The organism is Vibrio gigantis (assembly GCF_024347515.1).
In the GTDB taxonomy this organism is placed as follows: Bacteria; Pseudomonadota; Gammaproteobacteria; order Enterobacterales; family Vibrionaceae; genus Vibrio; species Vibrio gigantis.
This window is the reverse complement of the sequence record NZ_AP025493.1, coordinates 1,875,180-1,897,044: the sequence shown is the minus strand read 5'-3', so window position 1 is coordinate 1,897,044 and position 21,865 is coordinate 1,875,180. Positions and strand designations below refer to the sequence as shown.

The window sequence follows — 21,865 nt, the reverse complement described above, 5'->3', positions numbered from 1 at the left end:
TATGATTTCTATGTGTCGCAAACTTTTCTTAACTGTTGTTTTGTCTGCCTTTTCACTTTCAGCTTTTTCTAACGAAGTGTCGTATACCTATTGGGAAGAGCTTCGCCCAAATATAGAAACAATCGAAGACCCTTTTGTACACCTTAATGTAAATCAATTGGATGATTTAGCCTACGTGGCTAAATACCTTCAAATTAGCAATATAGCTGAGCAATCTCCTTCAGAAGAACTAAAAAAAGAGTATGCGGTATCTAAGGCTCGACTAGAAAAAGCGGGGATTGATATCCATAAATTGCTTGATCTACGTGAGCAAATTACTGACCAACGAAAAATTATGGCAACGCAAGCAAACCCAAGCATCCTTAACGCAACTCATCGAGTTCCAGGCTATATTACGCCGATCGATTTCGATGGTTTAAAGGTCACTAAGTTTTTGTTTGTCCCAACAGCAGGGGCATGTATCCATACCCCTCCACCACCAGCGAATCAAATGATTCTGGTTGACTATCCACAAGGGGTTGAAGTTGACTCTCTATCAACTCCGATGTGGATTGAAGGAAAGATCACAACTAAAAATTCCACTTTAGATATTAGTTATGTCGATGGTGAATCCGAAGTCTCCACAATCTATTCTATGGACGCAAGTAAAGTCGATTTCTATTAAACAGGTACACGTGTAACACGCTTCTTATATCAAAGAGCCGCTAAAAAGCGGCTCTTGATTTTTAAACTGTTGAAACAACCATAACGTGACAACAATGAACTCATTAAAATCATAGACTTAATCTAAAAACAACCATATCTTGATATCGCATAAAACAACCATAAGTTGATATTTTTGTGAATCAAGTATTTCAGCAAAACTACTGCAGTAAGAAAGTTACTTTCAGCTAACTGGTAAGACTCATCTCAAGATTAGAAAACATACAATCATTACAGTTCCGATAACCTTGTATCAGTCACGTTCACCAACTCTCTAAAGAACCTGATGCACTTGTCCAGCTCTTCGCGCTTAACGATGTGAGCTTCGGTTCTATCGGTTTGAGCGCGGTGAACTGCCTCTCCTCGTTTTTTTAACCATTTATTGAGTTGTGATCTAGCTTCATCAGCGGTTTGAAAATTATTCCAAACCCAAGCTTCGGTGACATCAATACCGAAGAACTCAGCAAAAAGTGCTTTGGTCTTTTTTGACCCAGGATTGTTAAAGTATTTAAGATGCTCATCCAGTCGGTTCTCAACAATTCTTCCAAGTTGTGAGCCTATAACAACACCATATTTCGCATCAACAAGCTCTTTTGCTATGTCTTCTACATAGGTTTCCCAAGCAGTAAGAGTCATTATCAGAGTTGCTCTCTTAAGTACCTCTGGAGGTTGGGAGTTGGAGTGACATCCGTTTAACTGATCGTAACACTCTAGTAATTGCTCTGCGTCTGAGATCGCGTACTCAAAATTGGCTTTAGCTTCTGACATCCTTGATCCTAGTTATCATGACTATATGCATAAAGTGAAATTTACCATATTTAGGATTCAATCAATGATAACTAAGTTCAATAAAGTTGAATTACTTCAATACGCTAGTGACTGTTAGCTACGAATCTTGCTGGGAGTAGATTCGCATAGCTAACAAGCGTCTAACGTCTTAAGTCAGTCCACTCTGAAAAGTAATGAATGGGTTCACAAATTTTGTTCATTGATGCGTAGTGAGAGTTACCTATTTGAATACCGTGAACCTGTAACCCATGATTTTTCCTTCGGTTGCTAATTTTTCTACTTAATCCCGGAGACACTGGAAATTCGCCATCACTCACTAGCAAAATATCGGCTTTATACCACTCTTCCGAATCACATTTTTCTAGAGCTTTGTTAAGTGGCCCTTCAGCATCAGTACCACCACTAAAAGACATGGTCAAAAAATTAAGTAAGACATTAAAGCCTGAAGCATCCAATGTTAGGTCAAGCTCACTGACTTCTCCCTTACTACCAAACAAATAAACGTAACAGCGACGCTTTTCCTTGTATGCGACCTTTAGACATTCCAAAACACTGGCTTTGGCAATATTTTCTGGCAACCCAGCCATAGAGCCCGATGTATCCAAGCAGATCACCATCGGACCTCGGTTCTTATTACTTTTATTGACCTGCTTTTCACTTATACTCTCTTGTTCTATTAACTCTTCTGTTTCTAGGTTCTCAGTCCCTTCCACTGAGTAAGAAAGTAAAGCATGCTCAGCTCGCTTGGCGTGCCACAGTTTTTTAAGTACAGGGTTGGTTAACAGTGAGGCTTCTTGAGGCAACATTCTAGAGATCGAATCAGAGCGAGTAATACCTTTCGTCTCCATTGGAACAAGAGGTGTCGTTACATACTTTTCATGTCTGGAAGTTGCACTCATTTTGATTACTATTTCTTCAAGGACTAACCCTTCTGCTTGCTCATCACGCCCTAAGTCTCGAATCAGGTTTTGCAATTTGGGAAGCTTTTTAACAAGCTTGTTTAACCGAACAATATCGAGCCAGCCATGGCTTTGGAAAACGCCTTTTGATAAGTCAAAGCCTAAACCTGTAATCAGTCCAAGTTCAGTAAATACCTCTTCTAATTGAGCCCATACTGTTAGCCTCTCTTGCCATACATCAGGCAAGATACTAACGCCATCCTGCTCAGAGAGTAATTGCTGCCAGGTCTCCTCTGAGGCAGTCACGGATATATTGGCTCGCTGTGCACTGGTAAGAGACAAGGATTTAACTTCTTTACGCTTACTCTTTTTCTTCTCTAAGGCTAGCTTAATTTGAATTAACGCCTCATCTTCCAACTGTTTAATCAGATCGTCTATTAAAGGCACTGCTTGAGACTGAATCTTATCTATCACGATAAGTATGTCCGATAGCAAAGCGTCTGTAACTTCTGAACTTTGTGAGCAATAGCGGTTTAATTCTGTGTCCTCAATCACTTTACAAATAGCATTTTTTAGTGGTTGAGGAGCCAAAGGAAACAAGCTCGTCGGGCTCCCCCCCACAAGAAGTTCATTTCTGGAATTAACTAGGGACTCGCACCGTTCTACTAATTCACCATTAGTATTTGTAATAACAGCGGGAAGAAACTTCTCCGGCACGTTATCGAGGCATGTAAATAGGCTATCCAAATTGAATAACGGAGATTGAACTTGATATGACTCGTTAATCACACAGTTCTCCTTCGATTACGTCACTATTACTTGGATCTAGAATTAAAGTTGGGGATTCTTCTAGAGGAAGGTTTTTAAAACCTGATTCCAACGAAGCAACCCTTTTAAGTAATTTATCACCCTCTTTTATAGACGCTTGAAGAGCATTGGTAACTTCAGACAATAAGCTTTTTTCTAGCCAGAGGTGTATATCAAAGTAGCCAGAGACTTCTGATAGCTCTTTGTTCACATGATTGTAATGGGATTCTACACTACTTCTTAGACTTTGGATTTCTCTAACTCGACCTTCAATATGAGCTTTCGAAAATGAGCTATTCAGAGGGATTGGAGTATTTTTAACTTCATCAAAAATTGGTTTATTTTCTCCACTTCCCATGTGATTTCTTTTATTAGTAGTTTTCTCTTTGTAGTAACTATTCCAGTACAACAATTTTCCGTAGTTATCTTTTTTGTGGTACTTGCTAACCTCTTCCACGACTTCATCGCCTTCTCGGTCAAGATACAAAGGGCGGCCTTTAGAATCTTGTTTATGAGTAAGTTGGTCTTCCTTAAGTTTTGTTTCCCACGCTTTGATAACCTGCGTCAAACGCGATGACGGAGTTTTTCCGTCGACTGTCACCAATCGCTTGTAGAGCTCTTGTAGGCCTTCAAATTGCTCTGGTTGCTCCCATAAACAATGCGGCAAAATCCAAGTGTCGTAAATACTGGTTTCAGTGAAGCCTGATGTGAAAGCAGATACCTTCATTAACTTCACCAATTTTCGCCAACGGCGATCAGATACGTAAATATCTTGTGCGGTTAAGTAATGTCGAAACTCTTTGCAAGCTTCTAATGTCGCAGGAGTTATAACTACTTTCTCGGCAAGATGCTGTACCTCATTTAAATCTTCTATTTTCAAACGGATATTGAGCTCTGGATCAAAATCCACTAATGCACCGCACAATAGTTTGTCAAATGAATCATTAGACACAGGTGACACGTAAGAGCGCAGAATAAATCTATCATACAGTGCACTTAGTTCCTGAGCATCAGGTAATTCATTACTCGCTGCAACTATAGAGACTAAGGGAACATCAACTCTCCGATTTCCATTGTCGAACTGGCGTTCATTCAGCAACGTCAAAAGACTATTTAATATCGCACTATTGGCTTTGAATATTTCATCAATAAACGCAACGGATGCTTCTGGTAAATATCCACTAGTTAACCTGTTGTATCGGTCTTCTTCTAACGATTTAATCGAAAGGGGGCCAAATAACTCTTCAGGTACAGAAAAACGTGTCACTAGACGCTCGAAGTAATTGGCCTCAACAAAGACACTTTTCAGCCGCTTTGCCAATTCACTTTTAGCCGTTCCTGGAGGCCCAACGAGTAACACATGCTCACCAGAAAGTGCGGCTAGCATCATAAGTCGGACTTGCTGCTCTCTTTCCAATAATCCATCACTCATCTGGGCCATTAGTGTTTGTAGCTTGTCTTTTCTGTTCATCGTTGTTGTACATACTGTCGTTGTCAAAATAAATTCCTTCTCTTTATGTCGTTAGCGTACATTTGGTAACGGATTTAGTCCGAGCACCACACGCGTAACTCAGCTAATGTTGTTTTCTTTATGAAAAGTTCTGTTGTTCCAAGTAATTTGAGCATTTCTTCTGTAATTTTCTCTTTGCTCACTCCCGGTTGCACCACTGCGACTTGAAACTCGATAGGAGTGGTACGTGAGCGATTTTTGATGCTTTCCAACTGAGCTATATTCCCTTTCAAAAAACGGCTTTGACCTCGCCCTTTCCAAGCTCCCTCACGCTTTTGAATATGTTTGTATAAATAAGGAAGACCAACATGCTTCCAACGTACAGAACGTTGAGCCTGCCCGCAGACTTCATAAAGATCACTTAGTCGTCTTCCAGGTTCATTACCATGAGAGTATTTACAGTGGTACAGGCTTAGAATTATCTTGTCCGGCAGAGATTTAATTGCCACTAAATCAGCAGCTTCTCCATGGTCATCATCATTGATTACGATGTCGTACTCTGAGTCGATAAGCTGCCAAGTTTGGTGCTGTACTGTATTAGTATTTAAGTTCGCACCCATTGACTCTTTCGTTATGTCCACGGTCCATCCGACAGGATTCAATGCGTCAGGAGAGTAACTACCTATATTGTCCCTCACCTCAACCCAATAGCAGTTATAAGAAAATGAACCATCAGCGTAATAGACGAATATCGGATCGTGGTACATCTCCTCTATGAGCGTTCTAGGTTCAGAGTTTCCTACTTGAATAGAGATCGGCTCACCTTCTAACAATTGATAGTCATAACCTTTCGACAGCTCTTGATCGATCAGCAATTTGTATTTCGATGCGGTTTGAGAGGACTCAAAAACCAGAATGGGTTCTTTGGTTTGTTCATCCCATGTCACTTTTAAGTCGACCTCATACAAGTAGAATGAAGATGAACCAAAGTATATTTTGACGCCCTCTTCATTACGGACTTGAAGTTGCTCACCCCACTGTATTGATATCGGCATATAAAGATGAGGGTTGTCTATTTTCTGAGGTCTCAAGAAGTCACGTGTAATGTTTGTATCATCATTACCACCCTCTACTACTTTATCCCACGCTGCTTTTGCCCAGAGTAACCAGTCGGCGATTGAACCCGCTTTGGGAGACCAAACTTTACCTTTACGCTCCGAACAGCCCCACAATACTTTGTTGCCATCCTCATACCCCATGGCCGCAATATTGCTAAGAGTTGACGCAGATTTTTCAACTGCGCTTAGCCCCTCGGTAACGTTTGGTCCAAAGAATTGCGTAAAGCTAATCGCTCCGTTTTGTGCAGAACCAAGATTATTCACCAGTGGATATTCGATGTTATTGAGAACATTAAAAATCTGTTTTCCTGACATAACATAAGTGGACTCACCACATAATTTTTCAGCCAGTATTTCTACTTTAAACCCCTTATAATCATTTGAATAAATGAGTAAAGCGTTACGTTCATTATCCCAATGAGCTATCAGTATTTTGTAGTTGATGTCTTTAACATCTTTAAAGTGACCCCATTTCACAGACGTGCTGGCTACAGCCAACAACACCAAAATATTTTCCTCGCTTGAAATTGAATGCCACATTTCATCATGACTGAATTTGATATCCGTGAACTTTTCAGGATTCCAACTTTCACAATCTGTCTTAAATAACATAGCTGAGCAAGATGGTCGCAAGTTCCAGAGCGAAAGCTGTTCGTGCAAGTCACCTTGCCCTCTAAGAGAGTCAACAACCTCCTGTAATCGCACCTCTCGTTCTATTTGATTCTCTGACAAGCGTCTTAACACTTCATCCCAATCAGCACCAAGTGCGTACAATTTCTGCAACGCACCTTCAACGCCAGGATCTGCTATATTTACAACCACGCTTGCAGAACCAAGTGTTTCTTTGTGAGAGACACGGGTAAACCGCCCAATAAACTGTAACGTTATCGCCAAACTTTTATGATGGTCATGAATAGCCGCAATTTTTAGGTTTGGTAAATCGTACCCTTCACCTAGCATATCGACACATACTACCACTTTGGCTTCTCGTGCTCGCAGATAGGCAAGGCGCTTATTTTGTTCCGTTTTAGAAAGGTCAGAATGAACCAATACAGGTTTAAGCTCTGGCGCTAATTTCTGATATAGATTAAAGACTTCTTTCGCTCTTTCTTTAGTTTTCACCCTAGCCATCATTAAGTGATCAAGCCCTGAATCCATATCATACTGTAGCAACTTGATTGCTTTATCTGCGATAGCGAGATCCATGGAATCTTGGAAGTATTCTTCTACTGGTTCGAGCTGTACGTTAGTAAAATAGCCTGCTTTTTGAGCTTCACCCATGGTGTAGTTGTAGATGATTTTGGCACCCAAACTTTGAGTATCATTACGGAAAGGCGTAGCGGTAAACTGAACAACTCTTTTTCCAACAAATTGCTCTTTTATTCCATTCCACGTATTAGCTGAAATATGATGAGCTTCGTCAACAAAAAGATGACTACAAGCGTTGCAGATTGTTTCAAGTACACCTGAATTGGCAAAGCGTGATTTCAATATTTGAGGTGTTGCAACTAGCACATTAGCACTGTCGAGCAGCTTCTGCGCCTCTTCTACAGTCTTAATGCCCTTTTTGATCTTCACGACAGCTGGATGGAGTATTTCCTCGGGTACAACACCCAACTCTGCCAAGCAACCAAGAGTTTTGAACTTATCGCCAATTTGATCTCGTAACGAATTTGAAGGAACCAACACCAGGACTTTGTCGCTGCGGTGGTAGATCGTTGTCGCCAACATAGTCTCTGTTTTGCCTGTTCCAGTCGGTAGAACGACTGTACTAGGCTCTATATTCGCTGATCTTGAAAACTCAGCCGAGATTGCGTGAAGAGCACCGACTTGAGGCGTACGCAATCCCAAGCTACCCGACTCTGTGTCCTCGGCCTTAAATATGAACTGATTCTGCCAAGACTTGGAAATTTGCGAGGGTTTCAAATCGTTCAATTTCGTCAACGGGTGGTTTAGCCATCGAAGTTCGGATTCGACAGCTAGCACCTTAAAACTTGCAGGTTTTAGTGTGTATAAAACTGGGTAACCTTCAAGGTGCGAAACACAAACACGCTTACTTTTAACAATATAAAACTTAGCGTAATCACCTCCAATTGGCGACTTACAAATAACGATATCAGCGTTATCTGTAGTAGCTATCGATACTGTGAGCTCAAACGAGCGACGTCCGAACCTCTCGACTCTATTTCCAGATACTTGGATATCCGGGAAAGAAAATGATGGAATTGTTAAAGTAGTAGAATTAGCGTCTGTCATATTCGATGGCACCTCGATTCTTAAATGTTGATACAACAATGCAATCAACAAGCATGCCAAACGCTAACATTATGATTTAATTGAATCTTTGCAAACTATCACAGTTTTATATGGTAATAATATTTACCATATGTAAACAAATTAACAGCCAAATAATCCTGCCACATGTATCGCATCAAGTTACAGACCCCAATTGTTCATTAGGGATGCGAGGACCAAACACCTCTCACAAGAGCAAAATCTTCATATTGAAGAGACGTGTTGTAAGAATTTGCTTTCGCTTGGAGCAAATCGTTGGGCATCGGAGTTATATCTGTGAGCTCTTGACGTTGATCTCTATCATTTGGTTCTGCAAACCCCCTGTCGTAGATCAAACCACCCTTGGCTGTGAATAAACCTCTAGAATGTAAAAAACCCGAACCATCATCATCTGCGCAATACCAATACAGCTTAATGTTCCCGGGCATGACAGCTTTTAGGTCTATTAGAGCTTCTTCTGTTCGAGCCCAAGCTGGTTTTCCGTCTTCTTCTGAAAAAATATGAAACTCTACTTCAGCCTTTTTACATAACTTCATAAGTTCAAGCAGCGTTTTACGATAACCCGACTTAGTAACACAAATAAATGGGTCGTAAATAGTAACTTTCTCCGCACCGAGTAAAAGTGCGGTAGCTGCTTGAGCTAGAGACAATGCATCTCGAGGAAATTGAGAGTTGTAGTTAAAGTCGGGGTCTTCTAACTCAGTAATCGAAGAAACAAAAACAGGTAACTGAGTAAATGATTGCTCGACTAATCTATGAAACGGAACATTTCCATGGCTTTCTGTAGCTGCATTTACCCAACTACCTTCTTGATACGTTCGAGTAAACGTAACTGTCTTATTATTTTTGAAAGTTCTAAGTCGCTCTGTTGCTTTATCCAGCGAAGTTCCATTGTGCGTCTGCCTTAATTGGTCAGAGACATCTCTAAACCAAGCTTTCGGAAAACCAGACAACACAGCCCCGCGGTCAAACCCTAGTCGCGCATCCAACAGAGCCAAGTCGGCCAAAGAGTTGACTTCAGTAGGCGCTACCGCAAATTCCAAATGCAACATCAGAACAGCTCCTCCCTTCTTTCTTCAAAAAAGCCGTTTGGCCAAGGTGCATCAAACTCACCCTCATCAGTTGTTTTGATTGGAATTAAACGAGTTTTGCCTTCGGATTGCTCACAAAAAACTATCTGTACATCACTTTTCTTACAACCAAATGGTTCGTATTCGATCTCTTCATCTGCGGTTTGGCGGCGACGTTTCAACAGCCTCAATAACAAATGTTCGCTGTGGGTCTCAACCAAGAACATACGGTCAGGGTTTTTCTTAGTTGCCTCGAGCATCATATCCCCTAAGGCTAACTGCCACTTGGGGTGAATATGCAGTTCAGGTTGCTCGCACGATACGATAAGGTCCTGCTCAAGCGATGTAGCAACTACAAAAGGAAACACTTGAGAAACGCCAACACCTACGCTTGATGGCAATAATGTAATATCGGTGTATAAATCCCTTAGAATAACTTTTTTCTCACTTAAATTTACGTCACCATAATCTTGTGCTTCAAAACGGTAGTTAGTACCAAAGAAACGACTACTTTCAAATTTCTTACTAGTTTGAACTTTGACTTCATCTCTTGAGAATGCAAATTTTTCCCAACCAGCAGTACCATCATACCAACGCTGTGAGTTCGTGTTTTTGTTCAAGACAGTCGCACGTGTTGGTACAATACGTAATGGTCCAATATGGATAAAGTCTTCAAGTTTTTTTACTAATAGCTTTATTGGCGCAAAGGCAGCTTGAGACAGTGAGGCTTCTGCAAACAACTGGGCTGCCAGTGGATGGCTTTCGAAAACATCAGACCAATCGAAGGGGGCATTGGATAGATCGAGCTTTTTGTAGATATTTGGCAAAGCATCTTGGCCGTTTATTGAGACATCTTCCCATTGGCCTGAATCAAAGAGGTTTTCGATTTTAAATGATTCATCTACTTCCCAATGTGGCAGTGGTTGATAGTGAGTAATTTGGCAATCTGGTCGACCTGCTTGAGCTGTTGTTTTGAAAAACTCAATGCCGTGGCTTTTACATACATATCGGCTGATGTACGCACGATTTTTGGTATGATCCCACTTAATATCTAACTCGAAAGATAAAACGTCAGCTTCTGAATCAGGCGTAAAGAATAATGTATTCTCTAGTAACCAACGTTCGGACTCTGATAAATAATCATCCCAAATATCCGTTGCACCGTCTCTAAAGTCCAGTGTTGCGCCTAGGGTGATAACGCCATTTAAATCCTTACCATATACAATATTGCGAAAACCGCCAAAGTAGAGCGACTCCCCAGCGATCGAACTGTATTGCGCATCAAAATTGCGTTTAGCGGCCACTTCATACAGATACAGTAATGCATGTAATACTGTGCTTTTGCCAGTACTGTTAGCGCCAAAGAACAACGTGATAGGTGCTAGTGGGATCGTAGCTTTGTTTTTAATGCCTTTGAACCCACCAACGGTAAGTGATGTTATTTTCATTTTTACCTAACCTTTGATCAAAAAAGAGGCATCCGAAGATACCTCTGAAATTTATAGTTGGTCTGAGAAAGCTTTTTGAGAGAGAGCAGAAAAGTTGTTTTGAGCCCCCCCTAACTGCTCTTTATAGTTATCCAATACTTTTTGACTTTGATGAAGTATTTTGACAAACCGCTGTTGTTCATTGCTAGGCGGACAGATTATCGGGAAGTCTTCAATATGGTTCTTGTTTAGTTGTCGCTTATCTATTCCACCAACACATACGGATCTTATATGGTCTCGATACTCTTTCGTAGTAAGTATAAATTCAATAAACTCATGTACATTATCTGGTTTAAGCCTAACTAAATACACATGCCCATTTATATTAGCCTCGTCATCTGTTCCATAGTAAATAGCAGCTCGTCCCAAACTACTGTTTTCAGTATTGATACGACCAGTTTTAGTTATCAATATATCCTTGTGTTTCAAACTACTTTTGGACATTTTTGCATGTGTTTCATCATCAAGACAAACGATGTCATCTAGATCAATGCGCTTTTTCCACACGTTTTGACTTCTTAAAAATGCAATGCCCTTTTCAACATATACATCATTTCCCCCTTTAGGGGTTGTGCCATTTAGAATTTTCTCTGACAAAGTAGATAAGGTTACTTGTTCCCAACCCCTCGGGTTAACTACCGGGTCACCAAACATATCCAAAAACACACAGCGTAAGAACTCATCGGCAAGTTCAATGGCTTGCTTGCGTTTCTGGCGAATCGCATCGGCCTTGCCCAAAATGGCAGCAATGCGTTTTTGTTCTTCTAGTGGTGGCAGCGGGATTTCTAGTTCGCCGACCTGCTTTCCCGTAAGTTGTGGCACTGCGGAGCCAGTATTTAACCTCTCAAATCTATTTTTAGTATCTGGTGAAGTTATAAAATAATACAGATAATCAGCATCAACTTTATTATTAGGTCGAATAATCATCATTTGAGCGTTAATGAATCCTGTTGCGTATTTTGAACTAAAGATACAACAACTACCAAGAGTACCTCGTAAAGTAATAACAAGGTCATTCCTTTCTAACTTTCCGCGACTCAATGATTCAAATTTTTCTTGTGTTATAAAGTTCTTAAAACGCAAGTCCAGCTTGTTATTAACAATATTTTTTGAATTAAGGAATAGAACACCACTATCTACAATATCGCTTCCGCTAGGATAGTTTTTAGACCTATCACCATTTATAAGCTCAGCTATATCCTTAAGCCTTACCACGGGCCAACTCATAGCATCGACTCCAACTCGTTTAAATCAGTAAGAATCTCATTCTCTAGCGCTTTAAGTTTGCCTAAAACCACCTTTGGTTCTTCGTAGCTGTCTTGTTGATAAACCACTTCTTTATATTTTTTAATCGACAGATCGTATTTGTTCGCTTTGATGTCCTCTTTCGCTATCAAGAAAGCTTTTTTCGTTTTGTCTGACCACTGCTCAATAGATTCACCTGTCATTACAGCGGCTTGATACGCTTTGTACTGCTTAACGAGGTCTGGTAAATCGTTCTCTTTGATTGGCGTACGTTTATCGTCAAGTGATTTTCCATCGGCCTGTACATCGTAGAACCAAACGTTTTCAGTACTGCCACCTTTGGTGAAGATGAGAATTGCGGTAGATACACCTGCGTATGGCTTGAACACACCGCTTGGTAGCGAGATTACCGCTTCTAACTGGTTATCTTCAATTAGGTGCTTACGCAGTGCTTGATGCGCTTTAGAGATACCAAATAGAATACCATCAGGTACAACCGTCGCACTACGACCACCGATCTTAAGCATGCGTTGAATCAACGCAACAAAGAGCAACTCGGTCTTTTTGGTTTTCACAACTTTTAGAATCGCAGGATCAACATCTTCTTCATCTAGGCTGCCCTTAAATGGCGGGTTGGCTAGGATGATATCGAAGCCATTTTTTGCCTCATCGGGGAAGCGTTCCATAAAGCTTTGGCTTAATGTGTCTTGGTAGTGAATATCTGGCTGTTTAACACCATGCATCACCAAGTTCATTGCCGCTACACGGAGCATGGTGGAGTCAAAATCAAAGCCGTGGAACATGTCGTAATCGATATGAGCACGGTTTTCTAGCAAATCTCCTGCATACAAGTGATTAAATACCGGATTGCCGTACACATCTAAAACAGGCTTGCCTTCCGTGTCAAAAGCTTGTTCTTTCTCCACACCTTCAGGTGATGAATACTTTTCTAGCAGGTATTCGTAGGTCGAAGATAAGAAACCACCCGTACCACAGGCTGGGTCACACACTCGGTGCGTTTCTTCTACATCGAGCATTTCAATCATGGCACGAATAATATGACGCGGTGTACGGAACTGACCGTTAATACCTGCGGTAGTTAGTTTAGAAAGCAAGTACTCGTACAAGTCACCTTTCACATCTTTGTTTTCTAGCGGCAGCTCACTCACCAACTCAACCGCTTTAACCAATAGCGATTGCTTTTGGATCATTAGCTGCGCATCTTTCATAAAGTCTGCAAACAGCGTGTCATCAGACGTGAGTTCTTTGAAATACGGAAAGAGTTCGTCTTTTACTAGTGGGTATAACTTTTCTGCGCCAAGATGACGGAAGTTTTCCCAACGAATGTGCTGTTTATTGTCTGGAAAGCGGCGATTAAATGGGTTGCCCGTTCGTGCGCTACGTTTTTCGTCGTTACGCTCGTTCATGTCTAGCATGCGGGCGTACATCAAATAAGTAATTTGCTCAACGACGGTTAAAGGGTTGGTGATCCCACCCGTCCAAAATTCTTCCCATAGCTTGTCAATTTGGCTCTTTAATGCGCCTGATGTAATCATTATTCATTCTCTTAGTTTTTCGCTTTACTGCTTGCTTAGTTCTTTGGCAAAGCTAGTTCGGGAGCAACCAGCGGGGTATTCAGAGCCTTAATTCAAGGCCCTAATTCAAGGTAATAGCCGCTGGTTTTAATGGGTGTAGTGTAATCAGCTTACTGTTTTAGCCAAAGGGTTAATTCACTGCTTTCTCGACGCTTGAGTGTTTATTACCCAAATGCACGCTAAAGCGACGCACAAATTGTTCAACTACATCTGCCTGCGCTGGGTTCGGGAACACTCCGTCTAATCCCGCATCGTCAATTTGATTAAATGGTGCGTCATAGAGAGCTTCAATATCAACGCTGCCATAACGACATAAGTGATTCTTGAGCATACCGATAAAACGCTGCTGTCTTGCGTTCAAGTGAGTATGAACTTGTTGAACGAATGCGGTAAATTCATGCTCAATTTGTTGTTCATCCATCCCTACAATCGTTCGTAAAATTTGGTCTAATTCGGCGGTTGATTCAGGGAAAAACTCTTTGAGTGTATGTAAATCCACATTTGGGTTTTGTGTATGCACTAATGCATTCAGTGTTGATAAATCAGCTTCTGTCACCGCTTGCCCGCCACGTATTTTCTGCAGCACAGTGTTAGATTCAAACAATGGTGTCAGTGTTTTTTCAACTTCTTGACGGTAGATCTCGTAATCCACAGTGATGATGTCGGTTTTAATCTCTTGCGTTTCATACAGCCCTGAATCTTCTTGCAAGTCAATAATGGGCGTTTTCGGAGCAGGAGGCGCTGCGCCTTTATCGCGTAAATGGATAACCGTGCGCAAATTATGACGACACGCTTCTACCGCAAAATAATCGGCATCACTCAAATAGTTGGGTTGTTGAATCTGCTTGATCGTTGCCGCTTTACTACGCACTTCATTGAGATGCATTGACAGACTGATGACTTTGTCTAAGATCGGCGGTGCCTCTAACTCAACTTTACTTGGCTGCTGCAGTTTGGTGAGTTGCAATTGTAAGAATTGCAGGTCTAAACGCAACGCTTCACTTTCACCAGTAGTCTTCTTCCACTGCATCAGAGGTGCCATTTCATCAAAGAGTAACGCTTTAGTATCTGGCGCCATCTGCATTAACCGTTTTTCTTCACTGAGCTGTGCTTTTAGTTTCCATTTCTCGCGTACACCGATGGTTTTATCGTTTAGAGAGTCAATGTCTGCCTTAATCTGCGGTATAACGTCGGCAAAGATTTCCATCTCTGCTTTTTTAAGCGCTTCGACGGCAAGCACTAATTTGGCTTCAAATACTTTTTGCGCCAAAGATTTACTTTGCGTTCCTTCATCCTCATCTGGGTTCATTTTGAAATGCTCAAAGTTGCCCCAGTGGTCGAAGATGAGGAAGTGCTTTTTATCTGCTCCAGGTCCGTACAAGTTTTCACATAAACGTGTACCACGCCCTACCATTTGCCAAAATTTCACTTTTGATTTTATAGGTTTAGCAAAGACCAAGTTAACACATTCAGGTACATCTATACCGGTGTCTAACATATCAACTGAGACTGCAATGGTAACTTCATCATCGTTACCTTCAGTACTTTTGAAGTTGTCGATAAGCTCTTCTGCTCTCTCATATTTTGAGTGGATAACTCGGCAAAAATTACCCCCCATATCTGGGTACATTTCACTAAACAACTCAGCTAGCAGTTCGGCGTGAGCTATGTTTCTTGCAAAGATAATCGATTTACCAGGAAGTTGGTCATCCACATCTTTTAAACCCTTTTCCATTAGGTTGCGGATGATTGCTCGGTTGGTATCTTTATTGAATATGGCTTTATCAACCTGCTTCGCATCGAAATCCAGAGTGTTTGGATCAATACCTTGATCTTCTAGTTCTGCAATCTGCTCATCCGTCAGTTCGCTTGCCTTAATGCCGTCACGTAAGAATTGAGTTGTGTGAGTAACGACTTTAAATGGAACTAAGTTTTTCTCTTCAATCGCTTGCTCAAGTGGGTAGTTCGCCGTCGGCATTTTGTAATCACAGCCAAACAACTGACTGGTTGAGCGCGAAATCATCTCAACAGGCGTCGCGGTTAAACCCACTTGTAATGCATCGAAATATTTGAATAGCTCGCCGTACTTGTTGTAAATCGAACGATGCGATTCATCAGCAACGATCAGGTCAAAGTGGCCAACATCATACTCTTCATAATTTTGGATCATACCCGGATAGGTCGCGATAACAATACGCGCCTTTGAAGCTAGTTCTTTCTTACTTTTACCTTTGATGAAAAGCGGCTCTTTAGTGTGCTCATTAAACGCATTACCAGCCTGTTTACGTAGCTCTTTTCGGTCACATAAGAACAGAATACGTTTCGCCCAACCTGCATCTAACAAGCGCTTCGCTAAAGCAATAGAGACTCGCGTTTTACCCGTCCCGGTTGCCTGAACAATAAGTGCCTTTCGATGCTTGTCTGAAAAGCGCTCGCAAATACGGCTGATGCTTTCCATTTGATATAAACGGCCCGCAACTTTGGTATCAATGGGTGTGCTGTTTAGATCTTTCTTTAACTCTCGTTGAAGAATCAGATATTGAAGGCTGTCTTTTGAGTAATAGCCAAAAATCAGTCTAGGTGCGTAACCCTGAGCATCATCCCAAATATAGATTTCGTAACCGTTAGTGTAGAAAATGACTGGGCGCTGGCCGGTACTTGCTTCGAGAGCATCTGCATATAACTTTGCTTGCTCACGACCTGCATTGGCATCTTTTCGAGTTCGTTTAGCTTCAATGACAGCCAGTGGCTTTCCATTGTCATCCCACATAACATAGTCGCAAAAACCTTTACCTGTCGCAGTAGGCTGCCCATCCACTTCATACTCTTTTGACACCTGTTCCGTGCTTTCATTATCAAGAGCAACATCCCAACCTTCACTGCGTAATTCAGCATCAATGAGGCGCTTACGAGTTTCCGCTTCATTGAAATCAAAACTGCTTTTTAGCGACAAAGTATTAGTGCGAATTTTATCGGCTTTAACTTGGTCAGTTTGCTGCTTCAGCTGAGCGGCTTGTTTCTGAGCTTCTAACTGCGCTTGCTTTACTTCTTCTAATTCTTTTAGCGCTTTCTTAAGAAGATCGTCATTTTGGTTAAGCTTCTGCTGTAACAGTTTGTTCTTTCTCTTGAACTCAGCTTTAGACTCTTCACCCGTTGGTGCATTGTCTGGAACAGTAAATTTAGGGCAACCTTCTATATCACCGTCGCCATAGGCCATATAGAGCCAGCAACCAATAAAGTAAGACTCTTTCAACAACCAAATCGAATCATGTTGAGAGACTTTCCCTTCATGAGCAGCTTTGTTGCCCCCCTTGCGAACAGCGTGAAATTTATCAGCAATGGTTTTATCAACAACCGAGGTAAAAGCGCCACTGACAAGTTTGTCGTGCATTGAAGCATTGGGAGCAACAGGTAGGTGAAGTTCTTGGTATAGGTAACCAACAATTTTTTCAACATAACAACGTAGCTTAACGAGAGCACTTTGCGGATCAACAACGGCGTACGTTTCAGCAAAAGCACCAAGCTCAGCTAACTCGGGCCACTGTTCTCTTAAATGTTCAAAATTCATAGACTTCTTCACCTTTCTGTCTCCTAAGATGAGTGATACTTTGCAACGTTTACGCCAATTTCAAACTTGCTTGTTTTTATGATTCTAAATTGAGCGTTTTCAGCCAGTTATTCAGCGTTTGATGATTCTTTAAACCTAACGATTTTGCAGCTTTAGATTTATTTCCAGCAGCATAATCCATCGCAGACTCAATTGCACTTTTCTTTATATTATCAATATGTTGCTGAAGGTCACCAGGAACCCTAAATTCACCATTGTTCGCCGTAGTCAGGTCACGACTTATTATCGCAACGTCCAAATCTTGTTTAGTGATCTCTTTACCTTCCGACCATAATACGGCTCGGTTTAATGTGTTCCATAGCTCACGAATATTACCCGGCCAGCTGTATGCTTCTGCAAATTCTATTGCAGACTTGGAAATATTCTTACTCTCAAATAAGGGATGAGTCTTCATCTGCTGGTTTATCTCGATCATCAACTCTTCGATCAGGAAAGGGATCTCTTCTGAACGCGCCCTTAACGAAGGCAACTCAATCACTCCAACGGCTAGCCGATAGAAAAGGTCTTCACGAAAAGACTCGTCAGAAACCATTTTAAAAAGGTCACGGTGTGTCGCAGCGATAATCCTCACATCAACGCTTTTCGTGGCAACGTCTCCCACCTTTGTAATTTCCTGCTGCTGCAATGCCCTAAGTAATTTCACTTGAACGGCTAAAGGGAGCTCACCAACTTCATCAAGAAATAATGTTCCACCATTTGCTTGCTCAAACAACCCTGCATGATCTTGGTGTGCCCCTGTAAACGCACCTTTTACATGACCAAACAAAATCGAATCAACCAAATTTTCAGGTAAAGCACCACAGTTAACAGCTTTAAATGGCTTATCAGCACGAGGACTGGCTTTATGAATACCTTTTGCCATCACTTCTTTACCGGTACCACTTTCTCCGAGTAGCAAAGCTGGTAGATCGGCATAAGCCAATCGTTGTGCTTTCTTAATGACGTTCTGCATGACAGTAGATTTGGCTGTAATCGTATCAAAAGCACTATTGAGAGAAGGTGTTTTTGAAGCAAGTTGAGCAATAGCTGTTGACGAAGATTTTTGATACTCAGCAGAAAAGTCTACAGGTACATCAACTTCGATTAACTGACCTTGAGGGGTAGTTTGAACTAACCGACATTTCGCAATACTCTTTCCAAGTAAAACAGAAACGACTGTCATTGCAGGCGTACCAGAGGTCAGGTTTAGAAAAATACCATCAGCCTGATCAGAGACATAAGCCAGTTGCTTGTGCATGACTTTGGTAATTGCAGTGTAATCAATTGGAGATGACAACCTGATACGTTGAATCTTTACTGAAGTATTGGAACGCCCGGCACAAGCCAGTTTTTTTTCAAGCCACTCTTTGTAATCATGCCATTCATCTTCCCATGTACTAGCCAGAATCACGACATCATCAAATGCTGGCGCTTTTAACGCAATAGTCGCAATTGAAGCTGTTTTATCTAGCTTCATCTGATCAAGGTCTGTTCTTCCAAGCCAACTAAGCAAGGTTGCCATTCTATCTTCCGTAATTATCTTTACTTATTGATAAATACTTTACAGCAATAGTCTCTTAGTTGATATTCAATTAAGTGAAATGCAGATCCAGATTACACAAAATGGAAACTTGTCGATAGCGTCTCAATCTGAAGTAAAACTCGGTTAATCATGTTGGTAACTCCTATATTTGGATTAGGAGGAGCTTAATGCTTTTACAAAGACCCAAACCACACAGTAACGAAAGCTTGGAGAGCTTCTTTATCCGAGTTGCAAATAAAAATGGCTATGAAGATGTGAACCGTTTTCTTATGGCCACGAAACGTTACCTTCAAGATATCGACTGCTCAGGGTTCCAGACCTTCCCTACTAACATCGGCAAGATGAATCCTGCGTCAGCCAAAAGCAGTTCCAGTGCCCGAATAGCTTCACTCCTGAAGCTCGCTCAATTGACGTTTAATGAACCGCCCGAGCTGCTTGGGTTAGCAATTAACAGAACAAATTTAAAATACTCTCCATCCACCAGTGCTGTGATACGAGGTTCTGAAGTTTTTCCTCGTAGTTTACTTCGAACTAAATCCATCCCCTGCTGCTCATTGTGTTTACAACAAAATGGCTACGCCTCCTACCTTTGGCATTTTGAGGGTTACGATCACTGCCACATTCATAATACACCTTTAATTACTGCCTGTAGTTGTGGGTCTGAATTTGACTACCGAGAGTCGGGGTTGAAAGGAAATTGCAGTAATTGCAAAGAACCTATAGCCATAAAGAGTTCAGAGGTGAGTCATGAGGTAATATTCACTGTTGCAAATTGGCTCGCCGGCAATGAGTCTAAAAATCTACCTGACGTCCCCAAAAGCTACCGTTGGGGGTTGGTTCATTGGTGGCTCCATCTTAATGACAATAAGTTCGACCATCTATTATTCACCCAATTTTTCTCGAATTGGCCTAGCTCGTTTCATTCTATGATTGATAGCGAAATCGAATTCAACGTAGATCACGCAATTGTTGGAAGAAAAGAATTGCGGGTAAAAGATCTTATGGGGCGGATATTTTTTAGTTCCATTCGATTACCAGAGCGCAACCTGCAGCACAATATCGTCTTAGGAGAGCTTCTACGGCATATAGAAACACATTTATGGAATAGCAACGGTCTGATCGCTAACCTACGCATGAACGCTTTAGAGGCTGCTGTATTCCTCAATTGCAGTATGGATGAGGTAACTTCAATGGTAGAACAGCGCATCTTAAAGCCAAATCGTAAAACTAAGCCAAACATGCCTCTGGCGGTTAACGACTACTTATTTTATTTCGGCGACATCTTCTGCCTTTGGTTAGCCGAATTTCAAACTGATGAATTTAACCGCTCGTTCTATGTATCGAGGTGGTAAATGGAAAGTTTGAAAGAGTTACTACAATCAAGGCCAGATGATTTGAACAAGGAATTAAAGCGAGCATTTCGTCCACTCACACCGCATATTGCGATTGATGGCAAAGAACTTGATGCACTGACGATATTAGTCAATTTAACCGATAAGACAGATGATCAGAAAGACCTGCTAGACCGAGTCAAATGCAAGCAAAAACTTCGAGATGAAAAATGGTGGGCTCGCTGTCTAAAAACGGTTGAGTATAGACAAAGCCACAACCTAAAGTTTCCAGACATACGCTCTGAAGGTGTTATTCGCGCGACTCCTTTGGGGCAGTTACCTGAATTTTTACTCTCATCTTCTAAATTAAAACCACACCACTGGGCGTACAGCCATGATTCGAGTGATGTTAACAAAAGCGCCTTATTAACCAATGAATTTAGTTGGAATTGTGTGATTTCATGCCTTGGGGATTTACTTAAAGATGTAGAACACCCGTTGTGGCAAAAACTCAATACGCTTGGCTGCTACCAGAAAACACGTAAGGCTATCGCTAAAAAATTGGCTCCGATTTCTCAAACAACGATTAACGTCAGTCTCGCTCCAAATTACTTAACTCAACTATCTTTGCCTGATAACGACAGTTCTTATATTTCACTCTCGCCAGTGGCTTCTCAATCGATGCAAAGTCACTGTTATCAAGCGCTAGAAAATGAGTATCGCTATACAGCGTTAACCCGTTACAGCCGCAGTACTAACATGGGAGTATTGCCTATGACATGTGGTGGGGCCTTAAGAATGTTCAGGTCTGTTCCTAATTTCTCAAAAACGCCTCACTGTAACCTCAGTAACAATGAGCGCTGGTTAACAAAAGAAAGCATTCAATCGTTAAAAGATTATACGCACTTGAATAAGCGTCTAATCACCGAAAATCAAAAACAAGCATATCGAAAATCAGCAACCGACAATATTCGAAAAATGATTCGGGCATGGCTGTCACATCAAAACTCTGAAATAGATGCCAACACACTGACTGAATACTTAAATTATGATCTTTCTCAGATGAGAACAACGAAGCGTTTTGCGTATATTCCCAAACTCACTAGGTTGTTTCACAGCCTCCTAAAACAAGAGTTAAATTGCCCATTGACCCAATCTCCTGTCGATGAGCCTAGCTCAAACTCTGGTTCATTTTTGCTCTTACCCAATATCACTGTCTCTGGAGCAACAGCTTTGAGCTCTTCTATAACAATCGGTATTCCTTCGCTAACAGCATTCTATGGATATGTGCATGCATTTGAGCGCAAGTTGAGAGAGTTACACGCAGCAACGAATATTGAGTCGTTTGCTATCTGCATACATCAGCTCCATTTAGACAAACGTGGTTTAACCAAAGAGTTTGTTAAGAAGGCTAATAGCACAATATCTCCCCCATCAACACATGATGACTGGCAGTGTAATTTCACATTTAGCTTTATCCTAAAATTCTCGCATAAGCCAAACATACCCAATGACTCTATTATTAAAGCCCTACCAAAACGGCTTGCCCGAGGGGCAACCAAGATTTCTATTGCAGACTTTCATAGCATTCAGCCATTCGACAGCTTAACTTCCGCCGTTAAATATATGCCAATACAAACGGGAAAATGGCTCTCGCTCTATAAGGGCCATCTGAATAGCTTTGATGACTTGATAGAAAGCGTTAGGGAGAAGCGGTGGTTAACCCCCTCTTGCGTTGGATTTCATCTGCTAGAGCGACCAGTAGAGAAAAAGGACGCATTACGAGGCTATAAGCACGCATTTTCCGAGCCTATTATTGGGCTCATAAACCCTATCATTTTTGGGGAAACGACAGACCCTAATAAAATTTTATGGCGTTATAAGTACCATCAAAACCATATCGCATTACAAACAGAGGCATAACTAT

The 21,865-nt window shown here is 41.4% G+C and carries 13 protein-coding genes; 3 read left to right on the top strand and 10 right to left on the bottom strand.

What is annotated here, in order from left to right; translation table 11 throughout:
* The first annotated feature begins 10 nt into the window (after positions 1-10).
* Complete coding sequence (locus OCV56_RS24420; protein WP_158094613.1) at positions 11-664, top strand: DUF3299 domain-containing protein; 654 nt, start codon at positions 11-13, stop codon at positions 662-664.
* 269 nt (positions 665-933) lie between these two features.
* Here the strand turns inward: OCV56_RS24420 and OCV56_RS24415 are convergent, their stop codons facing one another.
* The 10 genes from OCV56_RS24415 to OCV56_RS24370 form a co-directional block, all read right to left on the bottom strand.
* Positions 934-1,470, bottom strand: coding sequence for a HEPN domain-containing protein (locus OCV56_RS24415; RefSeq protein WP_086712119.1), 537 nt, complete (start codon positions 1,468-1,470; stop codon positions 934-936).
* A 161-nt stretch (positions 1,471-1,631) separates the two neighbouring features.
* Positions 1,632-2,864 (bottom strand): VWA domain-containing protein, encoded by a 1,233-nt coding sequence (locus OCV56_RS24410; protein WP_206192955.1) that lies wholly within the window; start codon positions 2,862-2,864, stop codon positions 1,632-1,634.
* A gap of 307 nt (positions 2,865-3,171) precedes the next feature.
* Complete coding sequence (locus tag OCV56_RS24405; RefSeq protein WP_206192956.1) at positions 3,172-4,695, bottom strand: AAA family ATPase; 1,524 nt, start codon at positions 4,693-4,695, stop codon at positions 3,172-3,174.
* 47 nt (positions 4,696-4,742) lie between these two features.
* Entirely contained in the window at positions 4,743-8,021 is a 3,279-nt protein-coding gene (locus OCV56_RS24400; RefSeq protein WP_086712120.1) for a DEAD/DEAH box helicase, read from the bottom strand.
* A gap of 200 nt (positions 8,022-8,221) precedes the next feature.
* On the bottom strand, positions 8,222-9,112 hold the full coding sequence (locus OCV56_RS24395) for a hypothetical protein (RefSeq protein WP_086712121.1): 891 nt from the start codon (positions 9,110-9,112) through the stop codon (positions 8,222-8,224).
* The gene (locus OCV56_RS24390) at positions 9,112-10,578 is read right to left on the bottom strand and encodes an AAA family ATPase (RefSeq protein ID WP_086712122.1); all 1,467 of its coding nucleotides are present in this window, start codon (positions 10,576-10,578) and stop codon (positions 9,112-9,114) included. The genes OCV56_RS24395 and OCV56_RS24390 overlap by 1 nt, the downstream gene beginning before the upstream one ends.
* Before the next feature lie 51 nt (positions 10,579-10,629).
* Complete coding sequence (locus OCV56_RS24385) at positions 10,630-11,844, bottom strand: restriction endonuclease subunit S (protein ID WP_206192957.1); 1,215 nt, start codon at positions 11,842-11,844, stop codon at positions 10,630-10,632.
* On the bottom strand, positions 11,841-13,418 hold the full coding sequence (locus OCV56_RS24380) for a type I restriction-modification system subunit M (protein WP_086712123.1): 1,578 nt from the start codon (positions 13,416-13,418) through the stop codon (positions 11,841-11,843). The genes OCV56_RS24385 and OCV56_RS24380 overlap by 4 nt, the downstream gene beginning before the upstream one ends.
* A gap of 169 nt (positions 13,419-13,587) precedes the next feature.
* Positions 13,588-17,025, bottom strand: a complete 3,438-nt coding sequence (locus OCV56_RS24375) for a DEAD/DEAH box helicase family protein (RefSeq protein ID WP_086712124.1) — start codon at positions 17,023-17,025, stop codon at positions 13,588-13,590.
* A 76-nt stretch (positions 17,026-17,101) separates the two neighbouring features.
* Entirely contained in the window at positions 17,102-18,541 is a 1,440-nt protein-coding gene (locus OCV56_RS24370; RefSeq protein ID WP_228761234.1) for a sigma-54 interaction domain-containing protein, read from the bottom strand.
* 233 nt (positions 18,542-18,774) lie between these two features.
* Between OCV56_RS24370 and OCV56_RS24365 the strand changes: the two genes are divergently transcribed.
* Positions 18,775-19,959 (top strand): TniQ family protein, encoded by a 1,185-nt coding sequence (locus tag OCV56_RS24365; protein ID WP_086712126.1) that lies wholly within the window; start codon positions 18,775-18,777, stop codon positions 19,957-19,959.
* Positions 19,960-21,861 carry a type I-F CRISPR-associated protein Csy2 gene (locus tag OCV56_RS24360; protein ID WP_086712127.1) on the top strand — a complete coding sequence of 634 codons (1,902 nt, stop codon included), beginning with the start codon at positions 19,960-19,962 and terminating at the stop codon, positions 21,859-21,861. It begins immediately after the preceding gene.
* The last annotated feature ends 4 nt before the right edge of the window (positions 21,862-21,865 follow it).

Excerpts from the sequence above, each read along its gene's own strand:
- OCV56_RS24360 (WP_086712127.1), top strand. The coding sequence starts at position 19,960 with ATGGAAAGTTTGAAAGAGTTACTACAATCAAGGCCAGATGATTTGAAC.
- OCV56_RS24370 (WP_228761234.1), bottom strand. The coding sequence starts at position 18,541 with ATGAAGCTAGATAAAACAGCTTCAATTGCGACTATTGCGTTAAAAGCG.
- OCV56_RS24415 (WP_086712119.1), bottom strand. The coding sequence starts at position 1,470 with ATGTCAGAAGCTAAAGCCAATTTTGAGTACGCGATCTCAGACGCAGAG.
- OCV56_RS24385 (WP_206192957.1), bottom strand. The coding sequence starts at position 11,844 with ATGAGTTGGCCCGTGGTAAGGCTTAAGGATATAGCTGAGCTTATAAAT.
- OCV56_RS24375 (WP_086712124.1), bottom strand. The coding sequence starts at position 17,025 with ATGAATTTTGAACATTTAAGAGAACAGTGGCCCGAGTTAGCTGAGCTT.
- OCV56_RS24400 (WP_086712120.1), bottom strand. The coding sequence starts at position 8,021 with ATGACAGACGCTAATTCTACTACTTTAACAATTCCATCATTTTCTTTC.
- OCV56_RS24395 (WP_086712121.1), bottom strand. The coding sequence starts at position 9,112 with ATGTTGCATTTGGAATTTGCGGTAGCGCCTACTGAAGTCAACTCTTTG.
- OCV56_RS24420 (WP_158094613.1), top strand. The coding sequence starts at position 11 with ATGTGTCGCAAACTTTTCTTAACTGTTGTTTTGTCTGCCTTTTCACTT.
- OCV56_RS24380 (WP_086712123.1), bottom strand. The coding sequence starts at position 13,418 with ATGATTACATCAGGCGCATTAAAGAGCCAAATTGACAAGCTATGGGAA.
- OCV56_RS24390 (WP_086712122.1), bottom strand. The coding sequence starts at position 10,578 with ATGAAAATAACATCACTTACCGTTGGTGGGTTCAAAGGCATTAAAAAC.
- OCV56_RS24365 (WP_086712126.1), top strand. The coding sequence starts at position 18,775 with ATGCTTTTACAAAGACCCAAACCACACAGTAACGAAAGCTTGGAGAGC.